This window comes from Mesorhizobium sp. YC-39 (assembly GCF_025753795.1).
Taxonomy (GTDB): Bacteria; Pseudomonadota; Alphaproteobacteria; order Rhizobiales; family Rhizobiaceae; genus Mesorhizobium.
This window is the reverse complement of the sequence record NZ_JAOWPS010000001.1, coordinates 989,024-1,010,387: the sequence shown is the minus strand read 5'-3', so window position 1 is coordinate 1,010,387 and position 21,364 is coordinate 989,024. Positions and strand designations below refer to the sequence as shown.

Genomic DNA, 21,364 nt, shown 5'->3' with positions numbered 1-21,364 from the left:
GCCGACGCCTGCAAAGCCCATTTCGGCGGTTTTTCGGTAAAGAAATCAACATTTTTCGCCGATCTTTCTGCAGCACCGGCAAACAACCTGCTGGTGTGGCATCACGCGAACAATGACGGTTCGGCGGCACTGCCGCGTTTTGGGCAATGCATGGGATCGGTACGAATTGCCAAGTCCTGGCCTGAATTCGCGGCTGCCCATCTTGAATTCGCGGCGGGTTGAGTCTATCACCCAGCGCATCTTGGAGGCCTCGGGCTTCCCGGGCCGCTTTAGCTCAGTTGGTAGAGCACATCATTCGTAATGATGGGGTCGCGTGTTCGAGTCACGCAAGCGGCACCAGTTGTTTCATCCCGCGATAGCGCACTCTTTCGAATTGTCTTCAACGAGGCAAAGCGCTCTTTGATATCGAACACAGCACGCTGAAAGAGGGTTGACCAGACATCTGATCGACCTGGTCGAAAGCAACATCGAAGTCAAATTTGGCATGGAATTCTTCGCGCCGAGGCTGATCGTGCGTGAAAGCTGCCGCGCACGTGATGGGTCGGGCGATCAGGGAGTCGGCTCAACTGTTGAGGACAACTCACAATGAGTCTCCGGCAAGTGGCGGGCCAGTCGCCAAACCAGTGTGGCAGCGCTGGCGGCCATCTCCTTTCTTGACCTCGCCACAACGCTGATGCGCGGTCAACGCACACCATTGTGACTATCCAGAAGGGCATCCCTCGAACGGACGAAGACAGGCCCTGATTTAAGCGTAATTTCCCACGCTCGCTTCCCAAGTAGCATTGCGCATCGGAAGCTCTGTACGAAGTTCAAGCATTTATATGCAACGGAATGGTCAACCTTGGGCGGGGGGCAATCCGGAGGCAGAGAATGCTCATTACAGCAACGACGCCGATTGTTCAATTGGCAACAAAGCTTAATAGAAAGACCCAGCAAGCAGCACACATCTTGAGAGCCGAGGGATTTGGTCGGGTTCTCCAATTGTCAGCCTGGTCATTGAGCGAACCGGTTAGGTCGCTATGGCTCCGCCGCCGTGTTGGGACCGATGCAAGGCAGGCATTGTCCAAGCTCAAGGCAGCAGAGCGAAATCGGGGATTGTTTATCGATTGTGGTTCAAATATCGGCCAGGGATACAAATACTTTTCTCGGTACTACACACCCGACCACTACGACTACGTTCTGGTCGAACCCAACAAGAATTGCCTGCCGCACCTTGATGCCTTGCGTTCAGAAAATGCGACTATGGAGATCATCGTCAAGGCAGCAAGCGTCAAAGATGGTTATGCCGAACTATTTGGTCCCCCTCCGGAGCGGTCGGGGCCTACCCATCAAGGTTGCTCGATCGTCTATGGCCACAACGAAAGCTTGTATCAATCGCTACGATTTACTCCGGACCTTGTCGAAACGTTTTCGTTGTCACAGATGATCCGAGCGAAGCGCGAACTGTACGATGTGGTCGTTCTCAAACTCGATGTCGAAGGGGCAGAGTACGAGATCCTTGATGACATGATCCGGTCCGGAAGCCATCGCGATCTCTATGCCGCATATGTGGAATTCCACTCTCTCAAAATGCGGACTTCCGAGAGACAAAAGAAACGCGTCGCAGAATTCCAAATCAGGGATGCATTCCTCAAGGCGGGCACGCGCTTCCGCGAATGGATATAGCGTCCATGAATCAGAAGGACGGGCAAGCCAGTTATCTCGATATGACTGGCTTACCCGGAGCCCTGAGCGGCTCGCTGCCGAACCGGGGCGTTCAATTTTCCGGATCCGAGCCCAGTGACGCCACCGTCTTCAGCGCGCCGTCGAGCATTCCGCCTGCACCTTCGCGAGGTCACCAAAAACCCCGGCCTCGCGCGCGCCGGGGTTTTTGCTTGAGGGAAAACAGACAAGCCTGCCGCCGTTCGGCTCAGCGGCCGGCTTCAGTCGCCTGCGCAGGGCAGCACAGTGGCGATCAGGCCATCTTTGCCAGGATCTTGGCCATATCTGCGGTGTCGAAAGCCCTCAATGTCTGGGTTCTGATGTTGCCCAGCGATGCGATTGATAAGGCTAGTGCGGTCGCAGCAATCTCGTCGTCGGCTTCTGCAATCGCCACGACGTCATACTGACCAAGCGTCCACAACAGCGTGTGAACCTTGACGCCGCTCTTGCTGGCCATCGCCTTGAAAGCCTCGGCACGCTTCTGCGTGTCCTTGATGCTCTTGATACCTTGATCTGTGAAATTCGACAGCAATACATAGTAAGCCATTGGTTCCTCCCACAATGGGGAGCGTACGGGCGCTCACGGCGCGTCCGCCGTCTCCCAGAAATACGATAGCACGAGCCGGGCGGGCGAACCACAAGCGGCAAGGAAGACACGCGCAGCTGCGACGCTATTCATCGATCAGCTGGAGGATGCGGGATCAGTTCGCTATAGCGTCGCCACGGTTTTCAGCGCACCGTCGAGCATTTCGCCCTTCTCGTCCTTCAGCGCCGCCTCGCGCAGGCGGCGGATCCAGTCGGCGGCATCAGTGCGGCCCTTGAGCATATCCAGCGCCGACAGCACACGGTCGAACTTGGATTGCGCGCGGGCGTGGGTGTCGCTGTAGCCCTTGATCAGCCGGCGGCAGTTGAGGATCTCGACGGCCAGCGCGTAATCTTCCCGGACATGGGCAAGCGCCAGATCATACCAGCGCTCCAGATGGACGATCTCGACCTTGTGGCGCAGCAGGCGGCGACGCCAGCGGCGCAGGCCGCCGATGAACCAGAGCGCGGCAAAGCCGGCAAAGCTATCGGTGCGGATGTGGCGGCCGCGATTGATGCGGCGGTCGAGAAAGGCGGCGAGCTTCGGCCGGTTCTCGATATAGCTGCCAAGCCCCGCCGGCAACGTGGCGCAGAATTCCTCGATGCGCGGATGGAAATATTCGGTCACCTGCAGGACCGTCCCGTCCTTGACGCCGACCTCGCGGCGCACGCGTTGGTCGCGGGTCGAACGGGTCTTGAGATCGGCGACGCGGATCATGTCGTCGTAGCACATGGCGTTGGCCAGATGCTTTGCCGCTGATATCGACAGCGCATAACCATGCCTGGCACTGTCCAGCGCCACGGCCCGGTCCAGCCGGTCGAGATATTCGCCGCCATAGGCGATATCCTGATAGTCGACGACTTTTTTCAGACCGCGCAGCGCCATGTCGCTGACAGGAGCCGGCAAAGCATCGATGCGGGCAGCCAATTGCTGCCAGCCCTGCAAGAGACTTTGCGGACCGCTCACTTGTCCAATGACACCCGAACTGATCTCAGAAACGGTTGGCTTCCTAGGCTTGTCGCCAGACGGGTCAGCCCCGGCAATGCCGCGCGCGCGGTCATAGGCGGCGCCGAAAGCGGCGAGACTGGCCTTCACACCTCGACCGCCGGCTCCGATCGCCTGCTCGTAGCTCTCGCGGGTGAACGGCAGCGCGTCGGAGCCGGCGAGCGCGCCGAGCAGGCTGGCCGAGATCATCGAGCCGTTGTCGGCGGCGATCTTCTCCATATCGAAAGCGATGAAGCGCCTGGCCGCGGCTTCCGCCGTCGCGTGCACTTTCGAGGACGAAGCGCGGCCGTCGCCGGGCTCGATCTTTTCCGACACGGCGGCGATGCGGTGCGAGGAAGCGATCAGCGTGGTGCGCTCAGGCGTGACGAAGCCCCTGATGATGGCGCGGCCGGCCTCCATCAGTTCGGCGGCGATCAATATGTCGACGTCGCCCTGCGACGGCGACAGCGCAAAGACCGGCAGCCGGCCGGTGTCTCTGGCCATCTCGACATAGTAGATGGTGGCTCCGGTGCGCTGGGCGACGCCGGCGACCGAGGTCGATTGCGCGACATAACCGTTGCGCTCGGCGACGTCGGTGATCCAGTCGGCCAGCACGCCGCCGCCCTGCCCGCCGACCGCCAGCACGGCGAGCTTGATGACAGACTCGTCCGAAGCGCCGGCGGCAGGGCGAGATGACGGGACAGCGTCAAGCATCGGCGAAGGTCAGCCGCCGGCTTTCGCGGCGCCGTTGCAGCATGCCGATCGTTGAACGACGCGCGCTCTCGAGAAAGCGATCCCAGCGGCTTGGGTTGTGGACAACGTCGGCGCGGTAGAAGGACGGGCACAGCACCGCGGCATCCGCCACCTCGCCGCAATTGCCGCAGCCGACGCAGCTCTGGTCGATATGCGCCACCGGGTCGTCGCGCAGCGGATCGTCGAGCGACTTGACCGACAGCGACGGGCAGCCGGAAAGCCGCATGCAGGCGTGGTCGCCGGTGCAGATGTCCTCATCGACGCCGAATTTCGGCTTGACGATCCGCTCACCGCCCTTGATCGCCTTGTCGACCAGCGGCTTTTCGCGGCGCTGGCGGTTGAGCATGCATTCGGACGAGGCGACGATGACCTTCGGCCCTTTCTCGTCCGTCGTCAGTGCCTCGCGCAGCGTGTCCTGCATCTTGGTCACGTCATAGGTGCGGTCGATGTGGCGCAGCCATTTGACGCCCATGCCTTTCACCGCCTCGGTGATCGGGTGCTTCGTCGACTTGGTCTTGTTGCCCGCGCGGGACGAGAGAATGTCCTGGCCACCGGTGGCGGCCGAGTAAAAATTATCGACGATGACGATGACGCCGTCGTTCTTGTTGAATACGGCATTGCCGATCGACGAGGTCAGGCCGTTGTGCCAGAAGCCGCCATCGCCGACGAAGGAGATCGAGCGGCGCTTGGCGTCCGGCGAATTGAACGCCGAGGCCGAGGCCGGCCCCAGCCCGTAGCCCATGGTGGTGGCGCCGAGCTCGAAGGGCGGCATGATCGAGAACAGATGGCAGCCGATGTCGGAGGCGATGTGGTGCTTGCCAAGCTCCTGCTCGACCAGTTTTGTCGCGGCGAAGATCGGCCGCTCCGGGCAGCCGATGCAGAAGCCGGGCGGGCGGCCGGGAACGACATTGATCAGGTCGGCGGTGTCAACGCCCTCGCCTGATTTGTTCGGCGCCCGCACCTCGCCCGGCAGAAGATGCGGCGCCTCAGCGCGCAGGAAAGATCCGATGCCGTCAAGCATGACCTGGCCTGTGTATTCGCCGGCCATCGGCAGATGCTCCTTGCCGACCAACCTCGTGCCGCGCCCGGCCTTGTGCAGCATGGCGGCAAAGGCCTGCTCGATGTAATTGGGCTGGCCCTCCTCGACGACAAGCACGGCGTCCTTGCCTTCACAGAAGGACAGGAATTCGTCATCGACCAGGGGATAGACGGCATTGAGCACATAGAGCGGCACGTCTGTCACACCATAGGTGTCGGCAAGGCCTAGCCGCTGCAGCGCGCGGATGACCGCATTGTACATGCCGCCTTGCATGACAATGCCGACCGAGCCGTGATCCGAGCCGAAGAATTCGTTGATCTTGCGGCTCTTGATGAAATCCACCGCCGCCGGCCAGCGCTTCTGCACCTTCTCCTTCTCGTGCAGGAAGGAGGCGGGCGGCAGCACGATGCGGCCGGTGTCGCGGCGCGGCGCATCCAGCGCATCGGCCACCGACATTGGCGGGCGCTTGTTGTCCTTGGCGATGAAATGGCCGTGGACATGGCAGCAGCGGATGCGGACCTGCAGCATGACTGGTGTGTTGGAGGCCTCGGAGAGCTCAAAACCGTCCTCGACCGCCTTGACGATCGACGGCAAATTGGGGCGCGGGTCGAGCAGCCACACCTGGCTCTTCATGGCGAAGGCGTGGCTGCGCTCCTGCATGATCGAGGAGCCCTCGCCATAGTCCTCACCGACGATGATCAGCGCGCCGCCGGTGACGCCGCCGGATGCCAGGTTGGCGAGCGCGTCGGAGGCGACGTTGGTGCCGACCGTCGACTTGAAGGTCGCGGCACCGCGGATCGGGTAGTGCACCGAGGCCGCCAGCATGGCGGTGGCGGTGGCTTCGGAAGCGCTGGCCTCGAAGTGCACGCCGAGTTCGCCCAGAATGTCCTGCGCGTCGGCCAGCACATCCATCAGATGGCTTATCGGCGCGCCCTGGTAGCCGCCGACATAGCCGACACCGCATTGCAGCAGCGCCTTGGTGATGGCGAGGATGCCTTCGCCGGCAAACTCCTCGCCGGCGCCGAGTCTCAGTTTTTCGACTTCCTTGGCAAAAGACCGTTCGGCCATGGTGGCCTCCTTCCGTTGCCGCCCGGCAGGCGGCGCGTACGTCTAGATGTCGTGCTTGCGAATGTTGTTCAGCATCTTCTGCAGCGTGGCGATCAGCGCGGCATATTCGGCGTCATCGACACCATCGAACATGGCCTCGAAGGCGTCATGCATGGCCGGCCAGGCGCGTGTGAACAATGCCCGGCCATCGTCGGTCAGGAATACATGGCGGATGCGGCTGTCGGTGACCCCCTGCTCGCGCCGCACCAACCCCTGCCCTTCCAGAGTGTCGAGCGTCCGGCTCAAGGTCGACTGCTCGATCACGGTGTAGACGGAGAGGTCGTTGACGGTGACGCCGTCGGTGACCGACAGCACGGCGAGCGCACGTACCTGCGGGATGGTCAGGCCCTGCTTGCGGAAATCCTCGCGCAAGGTGGCGTTGTAGCGGCCCATGATGCGGTTCATCAGATAGGGCGCGAATTGCTGCAGGCCGATCTGGCCCAGGGTGGAGATGCGCTGGCGTTTCTCGGCAACCTTCTGTTCCATCACAGCCTCCCCGCCAGCAGGAAGCCAGAGCCGCCGCCCAGGCCGGCGCCAGGATGGGTGGAGGCGCCGATATGGTAGAGGTCCTTGATACCCGTCTCGTGGTTGCGGCTGGCCTTGAACGGCCGCCACAGGAACGACTGGTCGATGGTCGAGGAACCACCATAGGGGTCGCCTCCGACCAGATTGATGTTCATCGTTTCCAGATCGGCTGGCGAATAGGCGCGGCGTGCGATGATGCTGTCCTTGAACCCATCGATATGGTTGCCGAGGATCGCTTCGACGCGGTCGGCATAGGCCTCGCGCAGCTTTTCGGTCCATTGCCCGTCGGCCGGCGCCTTGAGCCTACCGGCGGCATCGCCTTTGATGTGGCGCGGCGCCTCGGGCAGTTGCAGCCACAGGATGGCCTTGCCCTCCGGACAGCGCGACGGGTCGAGCGCATGCGGCTGGCCGACGCAGATGGTCGGCACCTCCGGCAGCAGGCCGCGCACCGCCTCGTTGCAGGCCTTTGAGACGCCATCGAGTCCTGGCGTCAGATGCAGCAACGCGACCTTGTCCAGCCCTTCGCCGCGCCAGGCGGGCGGCCTGTCCAGTGCGTAATGGATCTGGAAATTGCCCTTGCCGTAGCGATATTTTTGCGTCGCTTCGACGGCGGCCTCTGGCGCGTCCTTGCCTAACAGCCGGCCGTAGAGCTGTGTCGGCGTGACCGAGCAGATGATGCTTTTCTTTGCCGTGACGGTTTCGCCTGACGCAAGTCGCACGCCCGTGGCCCGGCCTTCGCTCTGGACAATGGAGGCAACGTCGCCTTCAGTCCGGATCACGCCACCACGCTCCTTGATCAGCGCCTCGAAGGCGGACAGAAGATTACGCGCCCCGCCCTTGACGATCGGCGCACCGGCCGCCTCCAGCGCAAAGGCAATGACCTTGGCGATCTGGCCGGAAAACGCATCCTCTGGCCCGAGACCGGCGTGCAGCACCCAGGGCGCCCAAAGCGCACGGGCGGTTTCGGATTGGTAGCTGCTTTCAAGCCAGGCCCGCGCCGGCACCAACGCGTCGCCGAGGAAGGCGGCGAGATTGCGCGGACCACGCCGCCAGGCTTCGCCTGCCATAAGCTTCGTCGTCGGATAGGACCACAAGGCGCCGCCGAGCAGGCCGAACAGCAGGCCGGCATTGCGCTCAATGCCGCCGACATCTTTGCCGTGACGGTCGCCGTCGCCCAAGGCAATCGCGTTGAGCGCCGCGACATTGGCTGCACGGTCGGTGCTGAGCACGGCGTGGCTGCCGTCGGGGCGCAGCACGCCTGTAGGCGTGCCGCTGTGGCAGAACTCCAGACCGTGCCGCGCCAGATCCTTGCCCAGTGCGGCATAGGCCGGCGAGATGATGAACAGCACGAAGGTCGTCGCCATCACGTCATGGATAAAGCCGGGCGCGGTGATCTCCTCGGTGCGCATGCAGCCGCCGATGCGGTCGTTGCGCTCGAGCACCAGCACCTTCGCTCCCTTGCCGCCGAGCATCGCCGCGCAGACCAGCGCGTTGATGCCGCTGCCGACGATGATGTGATCGATGTCGCTCATCGTCGAGGCCTATGGCTTAAGCGCGCGGCACCAGTGCCAGCGCGCGGATCGGGCTGCCGGTGCCGTGCTCGATCTTGAGCGGCGCCGCGATCAGGATCGCGCCCTTGGGCGGCAGCCGGTCGAGATTGCAGAGGCTGGCCAGACCATAGCGGTTGGCCTTGTGCATCAAGGTGTGTGCCGGGAATGGCGGCTCCATGCCGCCGGCCTTGCCGGCATCGGTGCCGATCGTCTCGCTGCCCCAGCCCTTGATGTCCTTGCTGATCAGGAACTGGATAGCTTCCGCCGTCGGCCCAGGCGTATGCGGGCCGGTCTCGTTGGCATTGAGGAACTCGGCTTCCGAGCCGTTGCGCTTATACCAATCGGTGCGCATCACCACCCATTCGCCGGGATTGATCGCGCCATGCTTGGCCTCCCATGCCTTGATATGGTCGACGGTGAGCAGGAAATCGTGATCGGCGGCGGCTTCCTTCGAGCAGTCTATGACGTTGACCGGGCCGACGAAGTTCTGCGCCGGAATGGTGTCGGTGGCGCCGTCCGGATAGTCCTTGCCGGTGATCCAGTGCTGCGGCGCGTCGAAATGCGTGCCCGAATGCTCGCCGAGCTTCAGCCAGTTCCACGCCCACCACGGGCCATTCTTGTCATAGCGGGAGATCGAGTGGATCTCGACCTTCGGCGTGTCGACGGCAAGCTCCGGCGGCAGCTTGATCAGCGGCGTGTCCGGCCCGAGCGGCGCCGACAGGTCGACCACCTGGATAGCGCCGGAAAGAAGCTGGCCGGCGACCTCGCCGAGAAGTTTTTGCGTGTCCATGGTCTCTGTTCCCTCTTGGTGGATAGCTCTGAAGGCTCGTTGCGGCCCTTAATATCCTACTAGACGAAAACATATGCATCTGCAATTATCTTTAAGCATAAAGGAAATGGGTTGGGTGGGCGTGAGCGAGTTTGACGCCATATTCGTCGGGGCGGGCCACAACAGTCTGGCATGCGCCGCGCATCTGGCGCTCAAGGGTTGGAAAATCGGGATTTTCGAGCGCAACGAAACGATCGGCGGCGCCGTCCAGACCCGTGAATTCACGCTGCCCGGCTTCCGGCACGATTTCGGCGCGATGAATCTGAGCCTGTTTGCCGGCTCGGCCTTCCACCGGAAATATGCAAATGAATTGAAAACTCACGGGCTGGAGTTTGCTCCGGTGGCGGACTGTTTCGCCAGCGCCTTTCCGGACGGGAAATGGTTCGGCGTCAGCAATGACCTGGAAAAGACCGCTTCGCGGTTGGCAGCGTTTTCCGCGGCCGACGCCGCCACATGGCGCCGGTTGGTAGCCGGGTTCATGCCCGAGGCCGAACACCTGTTCAGGCTCCTGGGCTCGCCGATGAGCGGGCGCGCGCTGGCCGGCACGGCATGGAACCTGTGGCGCAAGAAGGGGTTTTCTGGCGCGCTCGATACCGGCCGGCTACTGCTGTCCTCGCCACGCGCCTGGCTGGAGGAGACTTTCGAGACGCCGCATGTCAGGGCGACGCTCGCCGCCTGGGGTATGCATCTCGACTTCGCGCCCGACATCGCCGGCGGCGCTGTGTTCCCCTATCTGGAATCGATGGCCAACCAGTGCTTCGGCATGGTGCTCGGCAAGGGCGGCGCCGATACCATCATCCGCGCCCTGTCGGGCATGGTCACATCAGCCGGCGGCAAGATCGTCACTGGCGCAGAGGTGGCCGAGATCACCATCGCCGCCGGCAAGGCGACCGGCGTGCGGCTTGCATCCGGCGACTTCCACATCGCCAGCAAGGCGGTCATCGCCGGCGTTGCGCCGAGGGCGCTGCCTGGCAAACTTCTACCCGATGGCTCCGGCGATGCCGGCTTCGACACGGCGATGAGAGGATTCCGCCACGCGCCGGGCACGATGATGATCCACCTGGCGCTGGACGATTTGCCGGACTGGTGCGCCGGGCCTGAGCTTCGGCAATTCGCCTATGTCCACCTGTCGCCATCGCTCGACGCGATGTCGCGCACCTATCAGCAGGCGATGGCGGGCCTGCTGCCGGACGAGCCGGTGCTGGTCGTCGGCCAGCCGACCGCGGTCGACCCTTATCGCGCGCCGGCAGGCAAGCATGTGCTGTGGGTGCAGGTGCGCATGCTGCCCGCCGAGATATCTGGCGATGCGGCAGGCAAGATCGCGCCGGGACGGTGGGATCTGGTCAAGGAGCAATATGCCGAGCGCGTGCTCGACATCATCGAGCGCTACGCGCCCGGTCTTCGGCAGAAGATCCTCGGCTGCGCGATATTCTCGCCGCTCGACCTCGAGCGCGAGAATCCGAACCTTGTCGGCGGCGACCAGGTCTGCGGCAGCCACCATCTGGCACAGAATTTTTTGTTTCGCCCGGCACGCGGATACGCCGGCTGGAACACGCCCGTCGGCAATCTGCATCTGACGGGTGCCGCGACGTGGCCGGGCGCCGGCACCGGTGCGGCCTCGGGCTACATGCTCGCGCAACAGCTTGGCGGGAGGTAGAACAGAGTTTCTTTAGGGGTGAAGGACGGGCGAGGCGCGGTCGCCCAAGGAGCCTGAACCCACTGATCAGTCTGAGACGCCGCGCAAAGAAAATACAACCAACAGGGGAACGACCATGACAATCAACAGACGCGAATTGCTCGGATACAGTGCCGCGGCACTTGGTGCGGCGGCCATCGGCCTGCCGCAGATCGCCAAGGCGGCCGGCGAACTGACCATCGCCTACAATGTCAACCTGCCATCCTGGGACCCGACCACGGGACCCTCGGCGGTCAACCCGACCATTCAGGGTCTCTACCAGTCGGTGTTCGACCAGTTCATCCCGCAGAAGCCGGACCTTTCCTTCGCGCCCGGCCTGCTCACCGAGTGGGGCTGGAACGACGACCGCACCAAGATCATGATGACGGTGCGCGAGGGCGTGACCTGGCATGACGGTTCGCCGTTCACGGCCGAGGACGTGGTCTGGTCGCTGCAGCGGGCGGGCGACGAAAAGACCGGCAATCCGATCCAGTTCGTCTGGAAGAACGTCAACAACTTCAAGATCGACGGAAACAAGATCACTGGAGATGTGGTGCAGTTCGACCCGGTCTATTTCAAGTGGATGTCGTTCCTGACCGGCTACATCATGCCGAAAGCCTACTACGAGAAGGTCGGTGCCGAAGGTTTCGAGAAGGCGCCGATCGGCACCGGCCCCTATATGGTCGACAAGTTCGAGCGCAACGCCTTCCTGCGGCTGAAGGCCAACCAGAACTACTGGGGCGGCAAGCCGGCCTTCGAGAATGTGACGATCAAGTTCGTCACCGACGCGGCGAGCCGCGTCGCCGAAATCGAGTCCGGTTCCTCGCAGGTGACGCTCGAAATCCCCTATGAGGAGTATGACCGACTGATCGCCAAGGACGGGCTTGCCGGTTCGTGCAAGAATGTCTCCGACATCGGCATGATCTTCTTCAACGACATCGAGGCGATGCTGGACAAGAACGTCCGCCAGGCGGCGGTGATGGCTGTAGACAAGAAGCTCTTGGTCGACCGCCTGCTGCGCGGCTACGGCCAGCCGATCGATACGCTGGAGACGCCGGAATACGCCGCCTACGATCCCTCCATCAAGGTCGAGCACAATCCGGAAAAGGCCAAGGAATTGCTGGCGGCCTCCGGCTATTCGCCGGAAAAGCCGGTCAAGTTCACGATCCAGACGACCAAGGGTTTCAAGCCCAAGGACTACGAGATGATCCAGGCGATCGTCGGCATGTGGCGCAAGGTCGGCATCGAGGCGACGATCGAGGTCTACGAGATCGCCAAGCACTACGAGCTGCGCGCCGCCGACAAGCTGGCGCCGGCCGCCTTCTACAATTGGGGCAACGCCATCGGCGATCCGACGACGTCGACCGGCTTTGCCATGTACGGCCCGAGCCCGCATTCGGTGTGGGACAGCCAGGATCTGATCGACATGATCAACCCGCTGTGGGGCGAGAAGGACGAGGCCAAGCGCATCGCCGGCTGGAAGGCCGTCGACAAATACATCGCCGAGCAGGCCTATGTGCTGCCGCTCATCCAGTATGCGCAGCCGATCGTGCATGCCAAGGGCGTCAATGTGGTGCAGCATGTGTCCGGTGCGCTGCTGCCGGCGCTGATGACCCCTGCTTGATATATGAGGAGGCACGGTGGCGTGTCTCCTCCAACGACGCAGACCCCCTCATCCGGCCCTTCGGGCCACCTTCTCCTCGCTGGGGAGAAGAGACTGGCTCAGCCGTTTGCGATCTCTTCTCCCCTCGGGGAGAAGGTGGCCGCGAAGCGGCCGGATGAGGGGGCAGTTCGTTCCAACGGCCACTGAAACGCACTAGGCTTACGCCAGAATGCTTCTGCAAAGATTTCTGATCCGCCTGCTGACGATGGCGATCACGCTGTTCGGCGTAGCCGTCGTCGTCTTCGTCGTCATTCGCGTCGCACCCGGCGACCCGATCGCGATGATGCTGCCGCCAGGTGCGACCGATGCCGACATCGCGAGGCTGCGCGCGCTCTACGGGCTCGATAGGACCATCGTGCAGCAGTTCTTCATCTGGCTGTCCGGCGTTGTCAGGGGTGATTTCGGCACATCGATCTCGCTGCGGCAGGACGTGCTGGGACTGGTCTTCAACCGGCTGCCCGCAACGCTGGAACTTGCCACCGTCGCGCTTGTGATGGCAGTGGCGATCGGCGGCACGGCGGCGATCCTCGGCGCGCGAGAACGCGGCACGGCGGTCGAAGCCGGCATCGACATCGCCAGCGGGACCGCGCTCTCCATTCCCGATTTCCTCTGGGGCCTTGTGCTGATCCTGCTGTTTGGCGTGCTGATCCCGGTGTTCGACATTTCCGGCCGCGTGTCGCCGCAGCTCAACTTGCCCTTCGTCACCCAGTTCTACCTGTTCGAGAGCATCCTGAGGCTACGCTTCGACCTGACCTGGGACCTCTTGAAACATATGCTGATGCCGGCCGTGGCGCTGGCCCTGCCGCTGGCGGCGATCATCTCGCAACTGCTGAAACAGTCGCTGAAGGAAGTGCTCGACCTCGACTATGTCGTGCTGGCGCGGGTCAAAGGTTTCTCGGAGACGCAGGTGATCCTGCGCGAGGCGCTGAAGAACGCGGCCCTGCCGACGCTAACGCTGGTCGGCGTTCAATTTACTTTCCTCATCGGCGGCACGGTCATCGTCGAGCGGTTGTTCTCCTATGAAGGTCTCGGCAACATGGCGATCGACGCCGTGATCAATCGCGACCTGCCGCTGATCCAGGGCATCGTGCTGGTCTTCGCGCTGCTGTTCGTGCTGATCAACCTCACTGTGGACATGATGTACGCGCTGCTCAATCCGAGGCTGCGCCATGGATGAGGCCCGCATCGCCCGGCGTGGCGTGGGACCAAGGCTGTGGCTTGCCGGCGGCTGGCTGTTGCTCGCATTGCTGGCGGCGATCTTCGCGCCGCTGGTCGCGCCGCAAGATCCGCTGGCGCAGGACCTGATGCTGGAGCGGCTGCCGCCGTTCTGGATGAGCGGCGCCGAGCCCGGCTATTGGCTTGGCACCGACAGCCTCGGCCGCGATCTCCTGTCACGACTGATCTTCGGCGGCCGCATCGCCTTCATCGTCGCCTTCGCCGCAGCTTTTGCCGCGTGCCTGGTCGGCTCGACACTGGGCCTGATCGCTGGCTATTTTGGCGGCTGGGCCGACCGCATCATCTCGCGCATCGTCGATATCTGGATGGCCTTCCCGCCGGTGCTGTTCGCCATCCTTCTGGTCGCCGTGCTCGGCACCGGCCTGAGTTCGGTCATTATTGCCATCGCGGTCATCGACTGGACGCGCTTTTGCCGGGTGATCCGTGCCGAGGCGATGGGCCAGTCGCGCATGGACTATGTCGAGAATGCCCGTATTGCCGGCTATGACCGCATCGGCATCATGCTGCGCGAAGTGTTGCCCAATGTGGTGCCGTCGATCGTTGCGCTGCTGTCGCTGGAAATGGGCATCGCCGTCATCGTCGAGGCGATCCTGTCCTTCGTCAATCTGTCGATCTCGACCGACGATCCGACCTGGGGCGGCATCATCGCCGAGGGCCGGCTGTCGATCCATCAGGCCTGGTGGGTGCTGGTGTTCCCGCTGATCACGCTGATCCTGACCGTGCTGTCGTTCAGCCAGTTCGGCGAGGCGCTGAAGGCCCGTTTCGATCCGGTGCTGCGATGAGCGCCGACTGCCTCGATATTCGAAACCTCAGCGCCGTGCTGGCGAACGGGCAGCGCGTGCTGCGCTCGGTGTCGCTCTCGGTCCAGCCCGGCGAGGTGCGCGCGCTGGTCGGCGAGAGCGGCGCCGGCAAGACGATGATCGGCAAGGCGGTGCTCGGCGTGCTGCCGTCCAGCGTGCGTATCGTCGAAGGCGACATGCTGCTGGAGGGCGAGGATCTCGGCCGACTTCAACCGAAGGCAAGACGCACGCTGATCGGCGCGCGCACGGCACTGATCCCGCAGGACCCGCTGACCGCGCTCAACCCGTCGCGCCGCATCGGCCCGCAGATGACCGACCGGCTGGTGCGCATTCTCGGTTGGAGCGGACAGAGAGCCGACGCTCGCATTCGCCAATTGCTGGACGAGGTGCAGATCCGCGACCCGGACCGGGTGCTGAAAAGCTATCCGCACGAGCTCTCCGGCGGCATGCGTCAGCGCGTGCTGATCGCCGCCGCTTTTGCCGCTGAGCCTCGGCTGATCGTTGCCGACGAACCGACCACGGCGCTGGACGTGACCGTGCAGAAGCAGATCCTGCGCCTCATTACGCAACTTCAGCGGGAGCACGGCACGGCGATCCTGTTCGTCACCCATGATCTCGGCGTCGTCGCCAAGATCAGCCAGAAAGTGTCGGTGCTCTATGCCGGCAAGGTGGTGGAGGAAGCCGACACGGCAGCGCTGTTTGCCGCGCCGCAGCACCTCTATACGCGGGCGCTGATGGCGGCGACACCGCGCTATACTGATCCGTTCGCCTCGCTGAAGCCGGTGGACGAAGCGGTGCTGGCAGGACTGGCAGCGGAGATCGCCGACGCCGACCAGGCCTGGAGGCCGCGCCATGGCTGAGCCGCTCATTTCCGTGCGCGGGCTGAAGGTCGCGCTGCCCGACATGACGCGCAAGCCGCTAATCGGCCGGGCACCACTCGCGGAAATCCTGAAGGGGCTGGATTTCGATCTGCCCAGAGGATCGGTGACCGGCATCGTCGGCGAATCCGGATCGGGCAAATCGACGCTCGGCCGCGCTCTGGTGCGGCTGATCGAACCCAGCGCCGGCAGCATCAGCTTCGAGGGCCGTGACATCAGCCATCTTTCGGAAGCCGAGTTGCGGCCGCTGCGCCGCAATCTGCAGATGATCTTCCAGGACCCGATGTCGTCGCTCAACCCGCGCCGCACCATCGCCAGCATCATTGCAGCACCACTCAAGCAGAACGGGTTTGGCGACAATCTCAAGGCGCGTGTCGCCGAGGCCCTGCAGCGGGTCGGCCTGCCGCAGAGCTTCGCCAGCCGTTACCGCCACGAACTGTCGGGCGGCCAGCGCCAGCGTGTCGGCATCGCGCGGGCGCTCGCGCTGTCGCCAAAATTCGTGCTGGCCGACGAGATCGTCTCCGGCCTCGATGTGTCGACGCAGGCGCAAATCCTGACCTTGTTGGAAAAGCTGGCGGCAGAAATGGGCCTGACCGTCGCCTTCATCAGCCACGATCTGTCGGTGATCCGGCGGCTGTGCCAGCAAGTCATCGTCATGCGCGAAGGCAGGATCGTCGAATCGAGCGCCACCGACGCGCTGTTCGACAACCCCAAGGATGCCTACACGCGCGACCTGATCGCGGCCATTCCGCTGCCGGAGATCGACGCGGACTGGCTGCGGCCGGCCACGAAGGCACCGGCATGAGGGTCGCTCAAATCTCATCCGCACGCCGAAAAGCGGGCCTCGGAGTGCATCGACAGGTCAGCCCGCGAAACGGAGGGTGACTGACATGAAGTACGCAATACAAGGCACGATGCTGGCAGCCGTCTTGCTGGGTTCAATCAGTGCGGCCTCGGCTGATTCGATACCCGGCATGCGCGGCCACGACCACACGGGCATCACGGTGCCCGACATGAAGCAGGCCGTCGATTTCTTCACCGAGGTTGTCGGCTGCAAGAAGGCGATGTCCTTCGGCCCGTTCGCCGACGATAAGGGCACATTCATGCAGGATTTGCTGGGCGTCGACCCCAAGGCGGTGATCGAGGAGATCACCCTGGTCCGCTGCGGCTACGGATCGAACATCGAACTGTTCAAATACACCGCGCCGGATCAGAAGGATTTGACGCCGAAGAACAGCGACATTGGCGGCTTCCACATCGCCTTCTATGTCGACGATATCGCCGCCGCTAAGGCATATCTCGACGCCAAGGGCGTCAAGACACGGATGGGGCCGTTGCCGGTCAAGGAGGGGCCGGCCGCCGGCCAGACCATCCTCTATTTCCAGGCGCCCTGGGGACTGCAGTTGGAAGCGATCAGCTATCCCGGCGGCATGGCCTACGAGAAGGGCGCCGAGACGGTGCTGTGGAGCCCCAAGAACCCGGAAAAGTAATTTCGGGAGCGTGCTTGCGGGATCAGCCGCAAGCACGCCACTGCCATGCGTCCGATTCGTTTCAATATGAAACTTTAAGCTTGAAATAACATATCTGTGGCGTGATACTGAAAAGTCGGGAGCGTCGGCCTTGCCGGCGGCCCAAGGCGAAAAGGAGATCGCAGGCATGAAGGTTGCGGTTCTCGGCGGCGGACCGGCTGGGCTCTACTTTGCCATTTCGATGAAGCTCCGCGACGCCGCCCATGAGGTGACGGTGTACGAGCGCAACCGCGCCGACGACACATTCGGCTGGGGTGTGGTGCTATCGGCCGAGACGCTCGACAATTTGACCAGGAACGATCCGGTCAGCGCCGTCTGGATCAAGAAATATTTCGCCTATTGGGACGACATCGCCGTCATCCATGACGGCGTGCGCACGGTCTCGACCGGGCATGGCTTCTGCGGCATCGGCCGCAAGCGGCTGCTCATCCTTTTGCAGCGGCGGGCACGCGAACTCGGCGTCAGGCTGGTCTTCGAGACCGATATCGCTGATCCCAGGCCCTATATGGAGAGCCACGATCTGGTGGTCGCCGCCGACGGGCTGAACTCGAAAGCGCGCAACACCTTCGTCGACATCTTCAAGCCGGATATCGACACCCGCAAATGCAAGTTCGTCTGGCTGGGTACCAACCAGAAATTCGACGACGCCTTCACCTTCATCTTCGAGAAGACGGAGCATGGCTGGGTGTGGGCGCATGCCTATCAGTTCGACAGCGAGACAGCGACCTTCATTGTCGAATGCAGCGAGCAGACCTGGGAACGTTTCGGCTTCGGCGCGATGACACAGCAGGAATCGATCGCCGTCTGCGAACGGATCTTCGCCAAGCATCTCGGCGGCCACGCGCTGATGACCAATGCCAATCACATCAGGGGCTCGGCCTGGATCAATTTTCCGCGGGTGCTGTGCGAGCGCTGGTCTTATGAGAATCTCGCCCTGATGGGCGATGCGGCAGCATCGGCGCATTTCTCGATCGGCTCCGGCACCAAGCTGGCGCTGGAAAGCGCCGTGGCGCTGGCCGATTATGTCAAATCGGAGCCCGACCTTGAAGCGGCGTTCCGCAAATATGAGGACGCGCGGCGCACCGAAGTGCTGAAGCTGCAGTCGGCGGCGCGCAATTCGCTCGAATGGTTCGAGGAGGTCGAGCGCTATCTCGGCCTCGATCCGGTGCAGTTCAACTATTCGCTGCTGACGCGCTCGCAGCGCATCAGCCACGAGAATCTCAGGCTGCGCGACGCCGAGTGGCTGGCTGGCGCGGAAGAATGGTTCCAGCGCCAGGCCGGCGCCGGCGGCAACAGCCTGCGTCGAGCACCGATGTTCGCGCCGTTCCGGCTGCGTGATATGGCGCTGCAGAACCGCATCGTCGTCTCGCCGATGGCGCAGTACAAGGCCGTCGACGGCTGTCCGACCGACTGGCATTTCGCCCATTATGCCGAACGCGCCAAGGGCGGTGCCGGCCTTCTCTATATCGAGATGACCTGCGTCAGCCCGGAAGGTCGGATCACACCGGGCTGCCCCGGTTTCTACGCGCCCGAGCATGAAGTGGCGTGGAAGCGATTGGTCGATTTCGTCCATGCCGAGACGGAGGCAAAAATCTGTGCCCAGATCGGCCATTCCGGCGCCAAGGGTTCGACCCGGCTCGGCTGGCAAGGAACCGATGTGCCGCTGCCATCCGGCAACTGGCCTGTCATGGCGGCGTCGGCGGTCGCATGGTCGCCCGAGAACCAGGTGCCGAAGGCGATGGACCGCGCCGACATGGATCTGGTGCGCGACCAGTTCGTCGCCTCGGCCGAGATGGCTGATCGTTGCGGCTTCGACATGCTCGAGATCCACGCCGCGCATGGCTATCTGCTCTCCTCCTTCATCACGCCGCTGACCAACCGGCGCACCGACGCCTATGGCGGTTCGCTGGAAAACCGTATGCGCTATCCCCTGGAGATCTTCCATGCGGTGCGCGCGGCGTGGCCGGCCGAAAAGCCTGTTTCCATGCGCATCTCGGCCAATGACTGGGTCGGCATCGAAGGCGTCACGCCGGCCGACGCGGTCGAGATCGCCAGGCTGCTGCACGAGGCCGGCGTCGACATCTGCGACGTGTCGGCCGGCCAGACCTCGGCGTTGGCGAAGCCGGTCTATGGCCGCATGTTCCAGACGCCGTTTTCCGACCGCATCCGCAACGAAGTCGGCATGGCGACGATGGCGGTCGGCAACATCTATGAGCCGGACCATGTCAATTCGATCCTGATGGCCGGCCGAGCCGATCTGGTGGCGCTGGCCAGGCCGCATCTTACCGATCCCTATTGGACGCTGCACGCGGCGGTGACGCTCGGCGACCGCGGCGTCAAATGGCCGGATCCCTATCTGCCCGGCCGCGACCAGATTTATCGACTGGCCGAGCGGGACGCGGCAGCGGGGCTGAAAGTATGAGCGCGGCCGGAGCAATCGCGGGAAGGCACGCGCTGGTCACCGGTGGCGGCTCCGGCGTCGGCCGAGCGGTTGCGCTGGTGCTGGCAGGCGCCGGCATTAACGTGACCATCTGCGGCCGGCGCGAGGCAGCGCTTGCCGAGGTGGCAAGAAAACACGACCGCATTTTCGGCATTGCCGCCGACGTCACTGATGAAGCTGAAATGGCTTCCCTTTACGAAAAGGCGGAAGCAGCACGCGGACCATTCGACATCGTCGTCGCCAATGCCGGCATGTCCGGCAGCGCGCCGGCGCATAGGACCTCCCTCGCAGACTGGCAACGCACGCTCGACGTCAACCTCACCGGGGCGTTCCTGACGGTGAAGCCGGCGCTGGCCGGCATGGCGGCGCGGAAGACAGGCCGCATCGTCTTCGTTGCTTCGACGGCCGGGCTGAAGGGCTATCCCTATGTCACGGCTTACGTCGCGGCCAAGCATGGCGTCGTCGGGCTGATGCGGGCACTAGCTGCCGAGACCGCGAAATCCGGGGTGACCGTCAATGCCGTCTGCCCGGGCTTCGTCGAAACCGAGATGCTGGAAGAGTCCATCCGGCGCATCATCGAAAAGACCGGTCGCTCAGCTGAGGAAGCCCGGACGAGCCTTGCCTCGACAAACCCGCAAGGACGCTTCATCCAGCCGGAGGAAGTCGCCGCGGCCGTGCTGTGGCTGTGCGGCGATGCCGCCCGGTCGATCACCGGGCAAACGATCTCTGTTTCGGGAGGCGAGACATGGTAGCTGGCCCTCTGCCCACGCGCTCCGGGCCCGGCAAGGACCGGCTGCGCCTGTGGATACGGCTGCTGCGCGCTTCGCGTACGATCGAAACGGAGCTGCGCGAGCGGCTGAAGAAGGAGTTCAACACGACGCTGCCGCGCTTCGACGTGATGGCGGCGCTCTACAGGTCGCCTGAAGGCATGCTGATGAGCGACCTGTCGCGTTTTCTTCTGGTCTCCAACGGCAATGTCACGGGCATCGTCGACCGGCTGGTCTCAGAAGGGCTGGTTGCCCGCGCGCGGCGCAACGGCGATCGCCGCACTTCAATGGTGCGGTTGACGGAGGAAGGGTCGAAAACCTTCGCCGTAATCGCCGCCGCGCATGAAGGCTGGATAGGCGAACTGCTCGGCACTGTCAGCGAAGACGAAGCACGGCGGCTGACCGGCATGCTGACCTCGTTCCGCAGCAATTGGGAGGGACGCGAATGACAAAAATGGCCGGCCGCAAGCCGAAGCATTTCCTCTGGCAGGTCGACGGCAAGGTCGCGAAGATCCGGCTGGACCGACCGGAGCGCAAGAACCCGCTGACCTTCGACAGCTACGCTGAATTGCGCGACACTTTTCGCGACCTCGTCTATGCCGAGGATGTCGATGCCGTGGTGTTCCTGCCCAATGGCGGCAATTTCTGTTCGGGCGGCGATGTTCACGATATTATCGGACCGCTGGTGAAGATGGACATGAAGGCGCTGCTCGCCTTCACCCGCATGACCGGCGATTTCGTCAAGGCGATGCTCAACTGCGGCAAGCCGATCATAGCGGCGGTCGACGGCGTGGCGGTGGGTGCCGGCGCCATCATCGCCATGGCGTCGGACATCCGCATCGCCACGCCGGAGGCGAAGACCGCATTCCTGTTCACGCGCGTCGGCCTTGCCGGCTGCGACATGGGCGCCTGCGCGATCCTGCCGCGCATCATCGGCCAGGGCCGCGCCGCCGAACTGCTTTACACCGGCCGAACCATGAGTGCCGAGGAAGGCGAGCGCTGGGGTTTCTACAACCGGCTGGTCGACGCCGCGGCACTCGAAGCCGACGCGCTCGACATGGCGGCGCGCATCGTTTCCGGACCGACCTTTGCCCATGGCATCACCAAGACCCAGTTGAACCAGGAATGGTCGATGGGGCTCGACCAGGCAATCGAAGCGGAAGCGCAAGCGCAGGCGATCTGCATGCAAACCGGCGATTTCGCGCGCGCCTACGAGGCGTTTGTTGCCAAGGGCAAACCGGTGTTCGAGGGGAATTAAGATGAACGCTTTTTCCCAAGGCACCCCCCTCTGGCCTGCCGGCCATC

Annotated in this window: 19 protein-coding genes and 1 tRNA gene; 14 read left to right on the top strand and 6 right to left on the bottom strand. The window is 63.4% G+C overall.

What is annotated here, in order from left to right; genetic code table 11:
• The first annotated feature begins 263 nt into the window (after positions 1 to 263).
• The 3 genes from OHD62_RS04820 to OHD62_RS04810 all read left to right on the top strand — a co-directional run bounded on the left by OHD62_RS04820 (position 264) and on the right by OHD62_RS04810 (position 1,665).
• Positions 264 to 339 (top strand) — tRNA-Thr (locus tag OHD62_RS04820).
• 91 nt (positions 340 to 430) lie between these two features.
• Entirely contained in the window at positions 431 to 589 is a 159-nt protein-coding gene (locus tag OHD62_RS04815) for a hypothetical protein (RefSeq protein WP_263781295.1), read from the top strand.
• A gap of 281 nt (positions 590 to 870) precedes the next feature.
• Positions 871 to 1,665 carry an FkbM family methyltransferase gene (locus tag OHD62_RS04810; RefSeq protein WP_263781294.1) on the top strand — a complete coding sequence of 265 codons (795 nt, stop codon included), beginning with the start codon at positions 871 to 873 and terminating at the stop codon, positions 1,663 to 1,665.
• A gap of 289 nt (positions 1,666 to 1,954) precedes the next feature.
• On the opposite strand, the gene OHD62_RS04805 is transcribed toward OHD62_RS04810, so the two are convergent.
• The 6 genes from OHD62_RS04805 to OHD62_RS04780 form a co-directional block, all read right to left on the bottom strand.
• Positions 1,955 to 2,248: a GYD domain-containing protein gene (locus OHD62_RS04805; protein ID WP_263781293.1), complete on the bottom strand. Its 294-nt coding sequence runs from the start codon at positions 2,246 to 2,248 to the stop codon at positions 1,955 to 1,957.
• 162 nt (positions 2,249 to 2,410) lie between these two features.
• A complete protein-coding gene (locus tag OHD62_RS04800) occupies positions 2,411 to 3,982 on the bottom strand; it encodes an indolepyruvate oxidoreductase subunit beta family protein (RefSeq protein ID WP_263781292.1) in 1,572 nt (523 codons plus the stop codon).
• Positions 3,975 to 6,128 carry an indolepyruvate ferredoxin oxidoreductase subunit alpha gene (locus tag OHD62_RS04795; RefSeq protein ID WP_263781291.1) on the bottom strand — a complete coding sequence of 718 codons (2,154 nt, stop codon included), beginning with the start codon at positions 6,126 to 6,128 and terminating at the stop codon, positions 3,975 to 3,977. Before OHD62_RS04795 ends, OHD62_RS04800 begins: the two co-directional genes overlap by 8 nt.
• A 42-nt stretch (positions 6,129 to 6,170) precedes the next feature.
• Positions 6,171 to 6,653, bottom strand: a complete 483-nt coding sequence (locus OHD62_RS04790) for a MarR family winged helix-turn-helix transcriptional regulator (protein WP_263781290.1) — start codon at positions 6,651 to 6,653, stop codon at positions 6,171 to 6,173.
• Positions 6,653 to 8,224: a phytoene desaturase family protein gene (locus tag OHD62_RS04785; protein ID WP_263781289.1), complete on the bottom strand. Its 1,572-nt coding sequence runs from the start codon at positions 8,222 to 8,224 to the stop codon at positions 6,653 to 6,655. Before OHD62_RS04785 ends, OHD62_RS04790 begins: the two co-directional genes overlap by 1 nt.
• 16 nt (positions 8,225 to 8,240) lie before the next feature.
• Positions 8,241 to 9,032, bottom strand: a complete 792-nt coding sequence (locus OHD62_RS04780; RefSeq protein ID WP_263781288.1) for a cyclase family protein — start codon at positions 9,030 to 9,032, stop codon at positions 8,241 to 8,243.
• Positions 9,033 to 9,153: 121 nt separating this feature from the next.
• On the opposite strand from OHD62_RS04780, the gene OHD62_RS04775 reads away from it, so the two are divergent.
• From OHD62_RS04775 to OHD62_RS04725, 11 genes are all read left to right on the top strand, one after another.
• Entirely contained in the window at positions 9,154 to 10,728 is a 1,575-nt protein-coding gene (locus OHD62_RS04775; RefSeq protein ID WP_263781287.1) for a phytoene desaturase family protein, read from the top strand.
• A gap of 115 nt (positions 10,729 to 10,843) precedes the next feature.
• Positions 10,844 to 12,370, top strand: coding sequence for an ABC transporter substrate-binding protein (locus OHD62_RS04770; RefSeq protein ID WP_263781286.1), 1,527 nt, complete (start codon positions 10,844 to 10,846; stop codon positions 12,368 to 12,370).
• 208 nt (positions 12,371 to 12,578) lie between these two features.
• Positions 12,579 to 13,586: an ABC transporter permease gene (locus tag OHD62_RS04765; RefSeq protein WP_263781285.1), complete on the top strand. Its 1,008-nt coding sequence runs from the start codon at positions 12,579 to 12,581 to the stop codon at positions 13,584 to 13,586.
• The gene (locus OHD62_RS04760; RefSeq protein ID WP_263781284.1) at positions 13,579 to 14,427 is read left to right on the top strand and encodes an ABC transporter permease; all 849 of its coding nucleotides are present in this window, start codon (positions 13,579 to 13,581) and stop codon (positions 14,425 to 14,427) included. The genes OHD62_RS04765 and OHD62_RS04760 overlap by 8 nt, the downstream gene beginning before the upstream one ends.
• On the top strand, positions 14,424 to 15,305 hold the full coding sequence (locus tag OHD62_RS04755; RefSeq protein ID WP_263781283.1) for an ABC transporter ATP-binding protein: 882 nt from the start codon (positions 14,424 to 14,426) through the stop codon (positions 15,303 to 15,305). Before OHD62_RS04760 ends, OHD62_RS04755 begins: the two co-directional genes overlap by 4 nt.
• Complete coding sequence (locus tag OHD62_RS04750; protein WP_263781282.1) at positions 15,298 to 16,128, top strand: ATP-binding cassette domain-containing protein; 831 nt, start codon at positions 15,298 to 15,300, stop codon at positions 16,126 to 16,128. Before OHD62_RS04755 ends, OHD62_RS04750 begins: the two co-directional genes overlap by 8 nt.
• Before the next feature lie 85 nt (positions 16,129 to 16,213).
• The gene (locus tag OHD62_RS04745) at positions 16,214 to 16,813 is read left to right on the top strand and encodes a VOC family protein (protein WP_263781281.1); all 600 of its coding nucleotides are present in this window, start codon (positions 16,214 to 16,216) and stop codon (positions 16,811 to 16,813) included.
• A gap of 166 nt (positions 16,814 to 16,979) precedes the next feature.
• Entirely contained in the window at positions 16,980 to 19,274 is a 2,295-nt protein-coding gene (locus tag OHD62_RS04740; RefSeq protein WP_263781280.1) for a bifunctional salicylyl-CoA 5-hydroxylase/oxidoreductase, read from the top strand.
• The gene (locus OHD62_RS04735; protein ID WP_263781279.1) at positions 19,271 to 20,044 is read left to right on the top strand and encodes an SDR family NAD(P)-dependent oxidoreductase; all 774 of its coding nucleotides are present in this window, start codon (positions 19,271 to 19,273) and stop codon (positions 20,042 to 20,044) included. The genes OHD62_RS04740 and OHD62_RS04735 overlap by 4 nt, the downstream gene beginning before the upstream one ends.
• Positions 20,038 to 20,508 carry a MarR family winged helix-turn-helix transcriptional regulator gene (locus OHD62_RS04730; protein ID WP_263781278.1) on the top strand — a complete coding sequence of 157 codons (471 nt, stop codon included), beginning with the start codon at positions 20,038 to 20,040 and terminating at the stop codon, positions 20,506 to 20,508. Before OHD62_RS04735 ends, OHD62_RS04730 begins: the two co-directional genes overlap by 7 nt.
• Positions 20,505 to 21,317, top strand: coding sequence for an enoyl-CoA hydratase family protein (locus OHD62_RS04725; RefSeq protein ID WP_263781277.1), 813 nt, complete (start codon positions 20,505 to 20,507; stop codon positions 21,315 to 21,317). Before OHD62_RS04730 ends, OHD62_RS04725 begins: the two co-directional genes overlap by 4 nt.
• Positions 21,318 to 21,364 lie beyond the last annotated feature (47 nt).

What these genes read in the sequence shown, in the direction of transcription:
- OHD62_RS04750 (WP_263781282.1), top strand. Translation starts at nt 15,298, where the DNA reads ATGGCTGAGCCGCTCATTTCCGTGCGCGGGCTGAAGGTCGCGCTGCCC.
- OHD62_RS04745 (WP_263781281.1), top strand. Translation starts at nt 16,214, where the DNA reads ATGAAGTACGCAATACAAGGCACGATGCTGGCAGCCGTCTTGCTGGGT.
- OHD62_RS04740 (WP_263781280.1), top strand. Translation starts at nt 16,980, where the DNA reads ATGAAGGTTGCGGTTCTCGGCGGCGGACCGGCTGGGCTCTACTTTGCC.
- OHD62_RS04795 (WP_263781291.1), bottom strand. Translation starts at nt 6,128, where the DNA reads ATGGCCGAACGGTCTTTTGCCAAGGAAGTCGAAAAACTGAGACTCGGC.
- OHD62_RS04725 (WP_263781277.1), top strand. Translation starts at nt 20,505, where the DNA reads ATGACAAAAATGGCCGGCCGCAAGCCGAAGCATTTCCTCTGGCAGGTC.
- OHD62_RS04755 (WP_263781283.1), top strand. Translation starts at nt 14,424, where the DNA reads ATGAGCGCCGACTGCCTCGATATTCGAAACCTCAGCGCCGTGCTGGCG.
- OHD62_RS04790 (WP_263781290.1), bottom strand. Translation starts at nt 6,653, where the DNA reads ATGGAACAGAAGGTTGCCGAGAAACGCCAGCGCATCTCCACCCTGGGC.
- OHD62_RS04810 (WP_263781294.1), top strand. Translation starts at nt 871, where the DNA reads ATGCTCATTACAGCAACGACGCCGATTGTTCAATTGGCAACAAAGCTT.
- OHD62_RS04770 (WP_263781286.1), top strand. Translation starts at nt 10,844, where the DNA reads ATGACAATCAACAGACGCGAATTGCTCGGATACAGTGCCGCGGCACTT.
- OHD62_RS04800 (WP_263781292.1), bottom strand. Translation starts at nt 3,982, where the DNA reads ATGCTTGACGCTGTCCCGTCATCTCGCCCTGCCGCCGGCGCTTCGGAC.
- OHD62_RS04735 (WP_263781279.1), top strand. Translation starts at nt 19,271, where the DNA reads ATGAGCGCGGCCGGAGCAATCGCGGGAAGGCACGCGCTGGTCACCGGT.
- OHD62_RS04805 (WP_263781293.1), bottom strand. Translation starts at nt 2,248, where the DNA reads ATGGCTTACTATGTATTGCTGTCGAATTTCACAGATCAAGGTATCAAG.
- OHD62_RS04760 (WP_263781284.1), top strand. Translation starts at nt 13,579, where the DNA reads ATGGATGAGGCCCGCATCGCCCGGCGTGGCGTGGGACCAAGGCTGTGG.
- OHD62_RS04765 (WP_263781285.1), top strand. Translation starts at nt 12,579, where the DNA reads ATGCTTCTGCAAAGATTTCTGATCCGCCTGCTGACGATGGCGATCACG.
- OHD62_RS04785 (WP_263781289.1), bottom strand. Translation starts at nt 8,224, where the DNA reads ATGAGCGACATCGATCACATCATCGTCGGCAGCGGCATCAACGCGCTG.
- OHD62_RS04780 (WP_263781288.1), bottom strand. Translation starts at nt 9,032, where the DNA reads ATGGACACGCAAAAACTTCTCGGCGAGGTCGCCGGCCAGCTTCTTTCC.
- OHD62_RS04730 (WP_263781278.1), top strand. Translation starts at nt 20,038, where the DNA reads ATGGTAGCTGGCCCTCTGCCCACGCGCTCCGGGCCCGGCAAGGACCGG.